General features: G+C 65.6%; 10 protein-coding genes. All 10 read left to right on the top strand.

Annotation, left to right across the window (positions count from 1 at the left end; genetic code table 11):
- The first annotated feature begins 28 nt into the window (after positions 1 to 28).
- The 10 genes from hslU to ftsW all read left to right on the top strand — a co-directional run bounded on the left by hslU (position 29) and on the right by ftsW (position 12,264).
- Positions 29 to 1,345 carry an ATP-dependent protease ATPase subunit HslU gene (gene hslU / locus D3F03_RS09955; RefSeq protein WP_119109200.1) on the top strand — a complete coding sequence of 439 codons (1,317 nt, stop codon included), beginning with the start codon at positions 29 to 31 and terminating at the stop codon, positions 1,343 to 1,345.
- A gap of 279 nt (positions 1,346 to 1,624) precedes the next feature.
- Entirely contained in the window at positions 1,625 to 2,056 is a 432-nt protein-coding gene (gene mraZ, locus D3F03_RS09950) for a division/cell wall cluster transcriptional repressor MraZ (protein WP_119109199.1), read from the top strand.
- 5 nt (positions 2,057 to 2,061) lie between these two features.
- Positions 2,062 to 2,985 carry a 16S rRNA (cytosine(1402)-N(4))-methyltransferase RsmH gene (gene rsmH, locus D3F03_RS09945; protein WP_119109198.1) on the top strand — a complete coding sequence of 308 codons (924 nt, stop codon included), beginning with the start codon at positions 2,062 to 2,064 and terminating at the stop codon, positions 2,983 to 2,985.
- Positions 2,986 to 2,988: 3 nt separating this feature from the next.
- Positions 2,989 to 3,333 carry a cell division protein FtsL gene (ftsL, locus tag D3F03_RS09940; RefSeq protein WP_119109197.1) on the top strand — a complete coding sequence of 115 codons (345 nt, stop codon included), beginning with the start codon at positions 2,989 to 2,991 and terminating at the stop codon, positions 3,331 to 3,333.
- Positions 3,330 to 5,075, top strand: coding sequence for a peptidoglycan D,D-transpeptidase FtsI family protein (locus D3F03_RS09935; protein WP_119109196.1), 1,746 nt, complete (start codon positions 3,330 to 3,332; stop codon positions 5,073 to 5,075). Before ftsL ends, D3F03_RS09935 begins: the two co-directional genes overlap by 4 nt.
- Complete coding sequence (locus tag D3F03_RS09930) at positions 5,072 to 6,562, top strand: UDP-N-acetylmuramoyl-L-alanyl-D-glutamate--2,6-diaminopimelate ligase (protein ID WP_119109195.1); 1,491 nt, start codon at positions 5,072 to 5,074, stop codon at positions 6,560 to 6,562. The genes D3F03_RS09935 and D3F03_RS09930 overlap by 4 nt, the downstream gene beginning before the upstream one ends.
- A gap of 5 nt (positions 6,563 to 6,567) precedes the next feature.
- Positions 6,568 to 7,986, top strand: coding sequence for a UDP-N-acetylmuramoyl-tripeptide--D-alanyl-D-alanine ligase (locus D3F03_RS09925; RefSeq protein WP_119109494.1), 1,419 nt, complete (start codon positions 6,568 to 6,570; stop codon positions 7,984 to 7,986).
- A complete protein-coding gene (gene mraY / locus D3F03_RS09920) occupies positions 7,980 to 9,158 on the top strand; it encodes a phospho-N-acetylmuramoyl-pentapeptide-transferase (protein WP_119109194.1) in 1,179 nt (392 codons plus the stop codon). The genes D3F03_RS09925 and mraY overlap by 7 nt, the downstream gene beginning before the upstream one ends.
- The gene (gene murD, locus D3F03_RS09915) at positions 9,155 to 10,999 is read left to right on the top strand and encodes a UDP-N-acetylmuramoyl-L-alanine--D-glutamate ligase (protein ID WP_199665439.1); all 1,845 of its coding nucleotides are present in this window, start codon (positions 9,155 to 9,157) and stop codon (positions 10,997 to 10,999) included. Before mraY ends, murD begins: the two co-directional genes overlap by 4 nt.
- Positions 10,996 to 12,264 carry a putative lipid II flippase FtsW gene (ftsW, locus tag D3F03_RS09910; RefSeq protein WP_119109193.1) on the top strand — a complete coding sequence of 423 codons (1,269 nt, stop codon included), beginning with the start codon at positions 10,996 to 10,998 and terminating at the stop codon, positions 12,262 to 12,264. The genes murD and ftsW overlap by 4 nt, the downstream gene beginning before the upstream one ends.
- Positions 12,265 to 12,380 lie beyond the last annotated feature (116 nt).

The raw sequence follows: 12,380 nt of genomic DNA, 5'->3' as shown, positions 1-12,380 counted from the left end.
GCTAGAGGCCAAAATAACCCCTATTATTATGTCTTCGATGACCCCCCAGGAGATCGTCTCCGAACTTGACCGCCACATCGTCGGCCAGGCCGCCGCCAAGCGCGCCGTCGCCATTGCACTGCGCAACCGCTGGCGCCGCCAGCAGGTGCCGGCCGAGCTGCGCCACGAGATCACGCCCAAGAACATCCTGATGATCGGCCCGACCGGCGTTGGCAAGACCGAGATCGCACGCCGCTTGGCGCGCCTGGCCGATGCGCCGTTCGTCAAGGTGGAGGCGACCAAGTTCACTGAGGTCGGCTATGTCGGCAAGGACGTGGACGCCATCATCCGCGACCTGGCGGAGATCGCGGTCAAGCAGCAGCGCGAACTGCACACCCGCCAGGTGCGCACGCGCGCTGAAGATGCGGCCGAAGAGCGCTTGCTTGACGCCCTGCTGCCGCCTGCGCGCACTGGCGAGGTGAGCGAAGCCAGCCCCACGCGCCAGGTGTTTCGCAAAAAGCTGCGCGAAGGCGAACTCGACACACGCGAGATTGAGATTGAAGTGGCAGAAGCGCGCCCGCAGCTCGAAATCATGGGGCCGCAAGGCATGGACGAGATGGCCGAGCAACTGCGCGGCATGTTCAGCCAGGTGGCCCAGGAGCGGCGGCACAAGCGCAAGCTGCCCATTGCCGAAGCCCGGCGCCTGCTGATCGACGAAGAGGCCGGCAAGCTGGTCAACGAGGAAGAGATCAAAACCCAGGCCATCGCCAACGCCGAGCAGAACGGCATTGTCTTCATCGACGAGATCGACAAGGTGGCCTCGCGCCAGGAAACGGGTGGTGCCGAAGTCTCGCGCCAGGGCGTGCAGCGCGACCTGCTGCCGCTCGTCGAAGGCACGACCGTGTCCACCAAATACGGCATGGTCAAGACGGACCACATCCTGTTCATCGCTTCGGGCGCCTTTCACCTGGCCAAGCCCAGTGATTTGATTCCTGAACTGCAGGGGCGCTTTCCGATCCGCGTCGAGCTCGAATCGCTGTCGGTGCAGGATTTCGAAGCCATCCTGATGGCGACCGATGCATCCCTGGTGCGCCAGTACCAGGCCTTGCTGGCCACCGAAGACGTGGTGCTGGAGTTCACGCCCGAGGGCATTACGCGGCTGGCCCACATTGCCTTTGACGTCAACGAGCGCACCGAGAACATCGGCGCGCGGCGCCTGTCCACCGTGATGGAGCGCCTGCTGGACGAAGTCAGCTTCGATGCGGCGCACCGCGGCGGCCAGACCGTGCACATCGATGCGGCCTATGTCGACCAGCGCCTGGAAGCCCTCAGCCAGGACGAAGACCTCTCGCGTTTCATTCTTTGAGGCGCCGGCGGATTCTGCCGTTGCCCGGTTGCGACCGCCTGCAGACTGAGGATTCACTTTCAGTACCGCTGCTAACTTCTTTTTAAATAACGATTTTTTCCTGAAATCGTTTCAGGAACCGCGTCTAAGCTCTTGATTTCATTGCAAGAAGATGTTGCAAGCCCTCTTGTTCGGGTGGCTTTTCCTGCTACAGTGCAAAAAAGTGCAAATTTGTGGTGAAAAGTGCCGCCTCCTGGTGTTTCCGGGGGGAGACCGGCAGCAGAACAAGCAGAGGAACGGATGGTCTTTCAAGGTGCGTCGTCGCTCAGTCTCGATGCCAAGGGGCGGCTTTCCGTGCCGACCCGGCACCGGGACGTCCTGAGCGCGAACGCCGCCGGCCAGCTCACCATCACCAAGCACCCGCACGGCTGTCTGATGGTGTTCCCGCGTCCCGAGTGGGAAAAGTTTCGCGACCGCATTGCCAACCTGCCCATGGAAGCGCAGTGGTGGAAGCGCATGTTCCTGGGCAACGCCATGGATGTGGACATGGACGGCACCGGCCGGGTGCTGATCTCCCCCGAGTTGCGCCAAGCGGCCAGCCTGTCGCGTGACGTGCTGCTGCTCGGCATGGGCAAGCATTTCGAGTTGTGGGACAAGGCCAGGTACGACGCCGAAGAGGCCAAGGCCGCGCAGGAAGCCATGCCCAACGTGTTCAAGGATTTTTCGTTTTGACCGCCATGGCAGAAGCGCCTCGCCATACCACCGTGCTGCTGGACGAGGCGGTGGACGCCTTGCTGGCGGATGTGGACGGCTGGAGCAACGGTCTGTGGGTAGATGCCACCTTTGGCCGGGGAGGGCATTCCAGGAGGATCCTCGCACGGATCCCGCCCGGCGCCCGGCTCCTGGCGTTCGACAAGGATCCCGAAGCCATCCAAGAAGCAACGCGCATCGACGATGCGCGTTTTTCCATTCGACACGCCGGCTTTTCGGAGCTGGCCGATTTGCCGCCGCAAAGTGCGGCCGGTGTTCTCCTGGACCTGGGCGTGAGTTCGCCGCAGATCGATTCGCCCGAGCGGGGCTTCAGTTTCCGGTTCGATGGCCCACTGGACATGCGCATGGACACCACGCGGGGCCAAAGCGTGGCCGAGTGGCTGGCAGACGCACCGGTGGACAAAATAGCGGAGGTGATACGTGAATACGGTGAAGAACGGTTTGCTGGCCCCATTGCAAAGGCGATTGTTGCTTGGAGGCAGGAGCGCGGCCCTCTGGGCAGCACCGCCGAACTTGCCGATCTCGTGGCTGGCGCGGTCAAAACCCGCGAGGCAGGCCAGAACCCTGCAACGCGCACATTTCAGGCTTTTCGGATTTTCATCAACGCCGAACTTGAAGAGCTGCAACAGGCGCTAGAGGCGTCGCTGTCGGTACTCGCGCCCGGCGGGCGGCTGGTGGTGATCAGCTTTCACTCGCTCGAAGACCGCATCACCAAGCAGTTCATGGCGCTGCACTCCAAGGAGGTCTTCGACCGGCGCGCGCCTTTCGCCGCGCCCCGCGCGATGAAGCTCGAAGTGCTCGCGCGCGTGCGCCCTGGCGCAGCCGAGGTGGCCGCCAACCCACGTGCGCGCAGCGCCATCATGCGCGTCGCTCGGCGCACGGAGGCTTGAAGCGTGGCGCGCATCAACCTTTTTCTGATTGTCGTGGTGCTGGGCAGTGCGCTGTACCTGGTGCACACCCAGTACGAATCGCGCCAGCTCTATACCGCGCTGGACCGTGCCCGCAGCGAAGCGCGCCGGCTTGACACCGAGCATGACCGCTTGCAGGTAGAAAAGCGGGCGCAGGCCACGCCGCTGCGCGTCGAGTCGCTGGCGCGCTCGCAGCTCGCCATGCGCCCGGCCACGCCGGCCATTACCCGTTACATCACCCAGGCCGAGGGCGCTGCCGCTGGTCTGGCCGCAGTAAGCAGTGCTGCTCCTGCGCAAAGCGCAGCCTCTGCCGCTGGAGCGCACCCATGAGCCGCAGCGTGCGCTACACCATGAGCCCCCTGCTGGCCAGCCGTACGCCGGTCTGGCGCAGCAAGTTCATTGTCGCCATGGTCGCGCTGGGGTTTGTCGCGCTCGGGGCACGCGCGTCCTATGTGCAGGTCATCAACAACGCATTTTTCCAACGCCAGGGTGAGGTGCGATTTGCGCGTACGCTGGAACTGCCGGCCAACCGTGGCCGCATTCTGGACCGCAACGGCATGATTCTGGCGTCCAGCGTGCCTGCGGCCAGCATCTGGGCGATTCCTGAAGACGTGGTGCAGGACACGCCCGAAGCCAAGGCGCAGCTCAAGCAACTGGCCGACCTGCTGAACATGCCCTACGCCACGCTCATTGCCAAGCTGGCCGATGACGACAAGACCTTCGTCTGGCTGCAGCGCCAGGTGGAATGGGACAACGGCCAGAAAATCGCCGCCCTCAAGATCAAGGGCATCTACCAGCGCAAGGAATACAAGCGCGAATACCCCGAGGGCGAAGCGGCGGCGCATATCGTCGGTTTCACCAATGTCGAAGACAAGGGGCAGGAGGGCATGGAGCTGGCCTTCAATGACCAGTTGGCCGGCAAGGCCGGTTCGCGCCGCGTCATCAAGGACCGCATGGGCCGCGTGGTGGAGGGCTTGGGGGATGATGTGCTGCCGGTCGATGGGCGCGATCTGCAGCTCTCCATCGACAGCAAGGTGCAATTCTTCGCCTACCAGAAGCTGCGCGACGAAGTGATCGCACAAAAGGCCAAGGCCGGCAGCGTGGTCGTGCTTGACGCCGAAACTGGTGAAGTGCTGGCGTTGGCCAATTACCCCAGTTATGACCCCAACGACCGCCGCAATCTGAGCGGCGAACAACTGCGCAACCGCGCGCTCACCGACACCTTCGAACCCGGCTCGACCATGAAGCCCTTCACCATCGGGCTGGCGCTCGAGAGCGGGCGCGTCACACCGACCACGCTGGTCGATACCAGACCGGGGCGCATCACGATCACGGGTTCGACCATCAGCGATACGCACAACTACGGCGTGCTGACAGTCGAGGGGGTGATTCAGAAATCGAGCAACGTCGGTGCCACCAAGCTGGCCCTGCAGATGACGGCACGCGAGATGTGGGAGACGTTTTCCGCTGCCGGCTTTGGGCAGAAGCCGCAACTGAAGTTTCCCGGTGTGGTGAGCGGCAAGCTCCGGCCTTACAAATCCTGGCGCCCGATCGAGCAGGCCACCATGTCCTACGGCTACGGCCTTTCGGCCAGCCTGTTCCAGATGGCGCGCTCGTACACCGTGTTTGCACACAACGGCCAGATCATTCCTGCCACCCTGCTCAAGGCCACCGGGCCGGCAGTGGGTGTGCCCGTCTTCTCGCCGAAAACGGCGACAGAAGTGCGCAAGATGCTACAGATGGCCGCCGGCCCTGGCGGCACCGCGGCCAAGGCGCAGACCCTGGGGTACTCGGTCGGCGGCAAGACAGGTACCGCGCGCAAGCAGGTGGGTAAAAGCTATTCCACCACCAAGTACCGTGCGTGGTTTAACGGGATGGCGCCCATTGACAAGCCACGCATCATCGTCGCCGTGATGGTGGATGAGCCGAGCAACGGCATGGTCTATGGCGGCGAGGTTGCCGCACCAGTATTCAGCCAGGTGGTCCAGCAAACGCTGCGCATCATGGGGGTGCAACCCGACGTTGCCGTGAAGCCGCAAATTGTTGCCAACGGAGTGGAGGAGCCACTGTGACGCGCGTCCTGCACGACACCGACGAAGCCCTGGCCTGGCTGCGCGAGCGCACCACCGGCACGCTGCAGTCCGACAGCCGGCAGGTTGCGCCTGGTGACGCCTTCATTGCCTGGCCTGGTGCGGCTACCGACGCGCGGGCACATTTGGCCGACGCGCGCACGCGCGGTGCCGCCGCCTGCCTGGTGGAAGCTGAGGGCGGTGAGGCGTTTGATCTCGCGGGGGACGACATCGCCACCTTCCAGGGGCTGAAGGCCGCAGTCGGCGAGATCGCCTCTGCCTGGTTTGGCGTGCCCTCGCATGGCCTGGAAATGGTCGCCTTTACCGGCACCAACGGCAAAACCAGCTCCGCCTGGTGGCTCGCGCAAGCGCTATCAGGATGCGAGCTAACAGCCCATGCACCTTGTGCGCTAGTCGGCACTTTGGGCATGGGTTTTCCCGCCGCTTTGGAAGAAACGGGTTTGACCACGCCCGACCCGGTGCGCCTGCAGCGCGGCCTGCGCGCGCTGGTGGACGCGGGGGCCAGGAGCTGTGCCATCGAGGCCTCGTCCATTGGCATTGCCGAGCACCGCCTGGCCGGCACCCGCATTGCGGTGGCGGTGTTCACCAATTTCACCCAGGACCACCTGGACTACCACGGCAGCATGGCGGCCTACCTGGACGCCAAGCGCGCGCTGTTTGCCTGGCCGGGCCTGCGCGCTGCGGTGCTCAACCTCGACGATGCGGCTGCCGCCAGTCTGCAGGGGCAGATGGAAGCCGCCGGGCTGGACCTGTGGACCGTGTCGCAAACCGGCCCGGCACGCCTGCGCGCCAGCGAGGTGGCGCTCGGCGCCCAAGGCCTGCAGTGCCTGCTGAGCGAGGGGGACGAGCAACTGCGCCTGCACACCACGCTCATAGGCCAATACAACATCTCTAACCTGCTGGGCGTGATCGCTGCCATGCGCGCGCTGGGCGTGCCGTTGGCCGCCGCCGTACGTGCCTGCGAGCAGCTTGCGCCAGTACCGGGCCGCATGGAACGCCTGCTTGCCGCCGGGCAACCCCTGGTGGCGGTGGATTACGCGCACACGCCCGATGCGCTGGAGAAAGCCTTGCAGGCGCTGCGTCCCCTGGCCGCTGAGCGCGGTGGCCAGCTGTGGTGCGTGTTTGGCTGCGGCGGCGACCGCGATGCCGGCAAGCGTCCACTGATGGGCGCGGCAGCGCAGCAGCACGCCGACCAGGTGGTGGTCACCAGCGACAACCCGCGCAGCGAAGACCCCGCGGCCATCGTGCACCAGATTCTGCTCGGCACCATTGCCGGCAACACCGTGCGCGCCGAACCCGACCGCGCCGCCGCCATTGCGCAGGTGCTGCAGCAGGCGGCGCCTGCCGATGTGGTGCTGATTGCCGGCAAGGGGCACGAGGCTTGGCAGGAGATGGCAGGCGTCAAACGGCCATTTTCCGATTTGGAACACGCGCGCACTGCCTTGGCGCGCCGGGGAGTTGCCGCATGACCGCCATGATGACGCTGCAGTCCGCTTTCGACTGGGTCCGCGCCAGTGCTCCCCAGGCGCGGCTGGTGGGAGACCCGGCAACGCCACTTCTGCGCGTGCACACCGATACCCGCAGCCTGCAGGCGGGCGATTTGTTTGTCGCCCTGCGTGGCGAGCGCTTCGATGCGCAGGCCTTTTTGCCGCAAGCAGCCGCTCTGGGCGCTGCTGCGGCGCTGGCGCAGGGTGGCCTGCAAGCTGCCGGGTTGCCCGGCATCGAAGTGCCTGACCCGCTGGCGGCGCTGGGCGCTTTGGCTGCGGGATGGCGTGCGCAGTTCGATCTGCCGCTGATCGCCGTGACCGGCAGCAACGGCAAGACCACGGTGACGCAGATGATCGCGGCCATCCTCGCCGCGCATGCGGGCGAGGCGGCGCTGGCGACGCGCGGCAACTTCAACAACGCCATTGGCGTGCCGCTGACGCTGCTGCGCCTCACCCCTGCGCACCGCTTTGCCGTGGTTGAACTTGGTATGAACCACCCCGGCGAGATTGCCGAACTTGCCGCGCTCGCGCGGCCCACGGTGGCGCTGGTCAACAACGCGCAACGCGAGCACCTTGAATTCATGCACACCGTGGACGCGGTGGCGCGTGAAAACGGCAGTGTGCTGGCGGCACTTCCCGCAGATGGGACGGCAGTTTTTCCCGCTGACGACGACTATGCGCCGATGTGGCGTGGCCTTGCCGGTGCGCGGCGAATGCTCGGCTTTGGCATGGACCAAGGGGAGTTGCACGTACAAGCCGCAGAGTGGCAGGGGGCTTCCTGGCAGGCACGCTGCGCCACGCCCCAGGGGCTGCTGGCCTTCTCCCTGGCCATGCCGGGGCGCCACAACCTGCGCAACGCCTTGGCCGCCGCGGCTTGTGCGCTGGCTGCGGGCGTGCCGCTGGCGGCCGTCGCACGCGGTCTGGCCGAATTTCGTGCGGTCGCGGGCCGCTCGCGCGCGCTCGCCGTGCCGTTGCAAGGCCGTACCCTGTCGCTGGTGGACGACAGCTACAACGCCAACCCCGATTCCATGCATGCGGCCATCGAGGTGCTGGCCGAGATGCCCGGCCCGCGCCTGTTGGTCCTGGGCGACATGGGCGAAGTGGGCGATGAAGGGCCGCGTTTTCACCAAGAGGCCGGCGCCCATGCGCATGCGCGCGGCATCGAGCAGCTGTTTGCCCTGGGCGAGCAGTCGGCACAGGCCGCAGCGGCGTTCCCCGGAGCGCGCCATTTCGACAGCATGGAAGCTTTGCAGGCCGCGCTGCGAGCGGCGCTTCCCGGCGTCGCCAGCGTGCTCGTCAAGGGTTCGCGCTTCATGCGCATGGAGCGGGCCGTGCAGACCCTCAACGAGGCGGCCCAGCCGCAACAGGCCGAGTCCTCGATCAATGTCGCAGGTGCCGCATGCTGATGCTGCTTGCGCAATGGCTGCAATCGCTCTCGCCGGAGCTGGGTTTTTTGCGTGTCTTCCAATACCTCACGCTGCGCGCCGTGATGGCGGCGATGACGGCGCTGCTGATCGGGCTCATTGCCGGGCCACGCGTCATTCGGCGCCTCACCGCGCTCAAGATCGGCCAGCCGATTCGCACCAACGGCATGGAAACGCACCACGTCAAGAGCGGAACGCCGACCATGGGCGGGGTGCTGATTCTGTTGTGCATTGCCGTGGCGACCTTGCTGTGGGCCGATTTATCGAACCGCTTCGTCTGGATCGTGCTCATCGTCACGCTGGGTTTTGGCGCCATCGGCTGGGCCGACGACTGGCGCAAGGTGGTCTACAAGGACCCCAATGGCATGCGCTCGCGCGAGAAGTACATGTGGCAGTCCATCATCGGTCTGCTGGCGGCTCTGGCCCTGGTGTTCAGTATTTCCGAGGGCTCCAACCCCAAGGTGTTCCAACTCTTCGTCACCTGGGTGCGTTCGGGCTTCTCGGTCGACCTGCCGCCGCAGGCTGGGCTGCTGCTGCCGTTTTTCAAGGAAATCAGCTACCCGCTCGGCGTGGTCGGCTTCGTGGTGCTGACCTACCTGGTGATCGTGGGCTCCAGCAATGCGGTCAATCTGACCGACGGGCTCGACGGTCTGGCCATCATGCCGGTGATCATGGTGGGCTCGGCGCTGGGCGTGTTTGCCTATGTCACCGGCAACATCACCTTCTCTAAATACTTGCTCTTCCCGCATATCCCCGGTGCCGGCGAGCTGCTCATCTTCTGCTCGGCCATGGCCGGTGCGGGGCTGGCTTTTCTGTGGTTCAACACCCATCCGGCCCAGGTCTTCATGGGCGACGTGGGCGCCCTGGCGCTGGGGGCGGCGCTGGGCACCATCGCCGTCATCGTGCGCCAGGAAGTGGTGCTCGCCATCATGGGCGGAATTTTTGTCGTCGAAGCACTCTCGGTGATGGCGCAGGTGATGTGGTTCAAGGTCACCCGGCGCCGCTATGGCGAAGGGCGGCGCCTGCTGAAGATGGCGCCCCTGCACCACCATTTTGAAAAGAGCGGCTGGAAGGAGACGCAGGTGGTTGTGCGTTTCTGGATCATCACCATGCTGCTGTGTCTCATCGGCCTCTCGACCCTGAAACTGCGATGAACGAGACGCCTGAACTGCCCCACGACAACGCCGCGCCCCTGCCCGGTGCGGGCTCGGCTTTGCCAATGCCCACGCCTGCTGCGGGTGAAGTGCAGGCCGCGCAGCCGCTGCACGCCGCGCGCGATGCCAGCGAGTTCGTAGCGCGCATGTTCAGCGACATTGGCAGCGCCGATGCGGTAGCTGTCGAAGCGCCCTCCAGCGAAGCGGCGGCCCAGAGCGAAGCCGCGGAGGTGCCTACAGAGCTGCCGACCATGGCTCCGGCTGAGGCCGTGCAGGGCCTGCTTGCAGGCCGCTCGGTGCTGGTGCTGGGTCTGGGCATTTCGGGCATGTCCATGGCCCGCTGGTGCGTGCGCTGTGGTGCGGCGGTGACGGTGGCCGATACGCGCGCCGAGCCGCCGCTGCTGGCGCGCCTGCGGGGCGAACTGCCCCAGGTGCGGTTTGTCGGCGGCGCTTTTGACGCTGCGCTGGTGGCAGGCAAGGGCCTGCATGCGGTGCTGCGTTCGCCGGGTTTGAGTCCTGCCGAGATTGCTCCTGTAATCGTAGCTGCTAACGCAGATGGAATAAGCGCTGAAGGCGAATTAGGCTTGTATTCCGACGCTCTGGCGGCGCTGCGCAGCGCCTGCGGCTACGCACCGCGGGTACTGGCGGTGACCGGCACCAATGGCAAGACCACGGTGACCGCGCTCACCGGCCTGCTGGCCGCAGAGGGCGGTGCGCGCGTGGCGGTGGCGGGCAACATTGGCCCGGCGCTGCTCGATACCTTGGCGCAGCACCTCGACAGTGGCACGCTCCCCGAGGTCTGGGTGCTGGAACTCTCGAGCTTCCAGCTGGATGCCCCCGCAAATTTCGAGCCGACTGCAGCCGCGGTGCTGAACATTTCCCAAGACCATCTGGACTGGCACGGCAGCATGCAGGCCTACGCCGCAGCCAAGGCCAGGGTGTTTGGCAAGCAAGGCCTGATGGTGCTCAACCGCGACGACCCGGTGGTGATGCAGATGCACGCTGCGGCCAGTGCAGCGGCTGTGCCCGAAGGGGGCGCGCGCGGCAAGCAGGCGAAAGTCGTGCAGCGCGAGATCGTCACGTTTGGCGCCGATAGCCCCAAGCGCCCTGGCGACTTCGGCATCGAGCTGGTGCACGGCATGGCCTGGCTGGTACGGGCGCAGGAAGCCGACGAGACCCGAAAGCGCGCCCCGCGCCGCAGCAGTGCGGGGCAGGGCGCGGAGCCGGACGAGATCTTCATTCAGCGCCTGATCCCCACCGACGCGCTGCGCATTCGCGGTCGGCACAACGCGGTCAACGCACTGGCCGCGTTGGCGCTCGCGCAGGCGGCAGGCGGCGCGCTGGGGCCCATGCTCTACGCGCTGCGCGACTACCGTGGCGAGCCGCACCGTGTCGAACCGGTGGGAACCCTCGACGGCATCGAGTATTTCGACGACAGCAAGGGGACGAACGTCGGTGCCACCGTGGCCGCCATCTCCGGCCTGGGCGCCGAGCGGCGCGTGGTCGTCATCCTGGGCGGGGTCGGTAAGGGGCAGGATTTTTCTCCGCTCGCCGTGCCGGTCGAGCGCTTCGCCCGCGCCGTGGTGTTGATAGGGCGCGACGCGCCGCAGATTCGCGCCGCCCTCGAATCCACCGGCGTTCCGCTGCTGGACGCCAGCACGCTGGCCGAAGCCGTGGACCTGGCGACCCGCCGCGCCCATGCGGGTGACGCGGTATTGCTTTCGCCTGCCTGCGCCAGTTTTGACATGTTCGAGCACTACGTGCAGCGCGGTGAAATGTTTGCCGCCCTCGTGCGCGAACGCGCGCAGGACGCCGGGCACCCCTGGGAGGGTGCGGCATGAGCGCCGTCGCGTCTCGCTTTAGCGGCCGCATCGCGGCCTGGCTTGCCGCGCGCAGGCAGCACGGCACGGAAGGCCTGCCGGTGCGCGCGGGTGGCATGGAATACCGCCAGAGCACGGCCACACCGGCGAGCGTGCTGGGGTTCGACCAGGCGCTGCTCTGGGTGGTGATGGCGCTGTTGGCCTGGGGTTTGGTGATGGTGTATTCCGCCTCCATCGCCATGTCGGACAACCCGCGGTTCGGCAATATTTCGCACACCCATTTCCTGGTGCGCCACATGTTCGCGCTGGTGATGGGGTTTGTGGCGGCCTTGCTCACCTTTCAGATTCCCATGGCCGTGTGGGAGCGCCAGGCCCGCGCGCTGTTCCTGCTCTCGATCGCCCTGCTGATTGCCGTGCTGGTGCCGCACGTTGGCACGGTCGTCAACGGCGCGCGGCGCTGGCTGTCGCTGGGCATCATGAACTTCCAGCCCTCCGAGCTGGCCAAGTTCGCGGTGGTGATTTATGCGGCCGACTACATGTGCCGCAAGATGGATGTGAAAGAGCGGTTTTTCCGTGCCGTGCTCCCCATGGGCGCGGCGGTGGCGCTGGTCGGCGGTCTGCTGCTGGCCGAGCCCGACATGGGCGCTTTCATGGTCATCGCCGTGATTGCCATGGGCATCCTGTTCCTGGGGGGTGTCAACGCGCGCATGTTCTTTCTCATCGCCACGGTGTTGCTCGCCGCTTTCTCGGCCATGGTGATGATGAGCGACTGGCGGCGTGAGCGCATCTTTGCCTACCTCGACCCCTGGACCGAGGCGCATGCCCTGGGCAAGGGTTACCAGCTCTCGCATTCGCTGATCGCCATCGGTCGCGGCGAGATTTTCGGTGTTGGCCTGGGCGGCAGTGTGGAAAAGCTCCATTGGCTGCCCGAAGCGCACACCGACTTTCTGCTGGCCGTGATCGGCGAAGAATTCGGCCTGGTGGGGGTGCTGACCCTGATCGTGCTGTTCTTCTGGCTGACACGCCGCATCATGCACATCGGTCGCCAGGCCATCGCGCTTGACCGCGTCTTTTCCGGCCTGGTGGCGCAAGGCGTGGCGATGTGGATGGGTTTCCAGGCCTTCATCAACATGGGTGTGAACCTGGGCGCGCTGCCGACCAAGGGCCTGACGCTGCCCCTGATGAGCTTTGGTGGCTCGGCGATTCTGATGAATCTGGTGGCCCTGGCGGTGGTGCTCAGAGTGGATTACGAAAACAAACATCTCATGCGCGGAGGCCGCGTATGAGATGTTTGTTTCGACAAAACAAGCTCCTGCAGTGCGCCAGCGCTGCGCGCTGCGCAGCAGCGCATGCGCGGAGGCCGCGTATGAGATGCTTGTTTCTGCAAAACAAACCCTGCAGT

This window comes from Simplicispira hankyongi (genome assembly GCF_003570885.1).
In the GTDB taxonomy this organism is placed as follows: Bacteria; Pseudomonadota; Gammaproteobacteria; order Burkholderiales; family Burkholderiaceae_C; genus Simplicispira; species Simplicispira hankyongi.
Note: the sequence above shows the minus strand (reverse complement) of the source record. Positions and strands in the feature narration are given on the sequence as shown.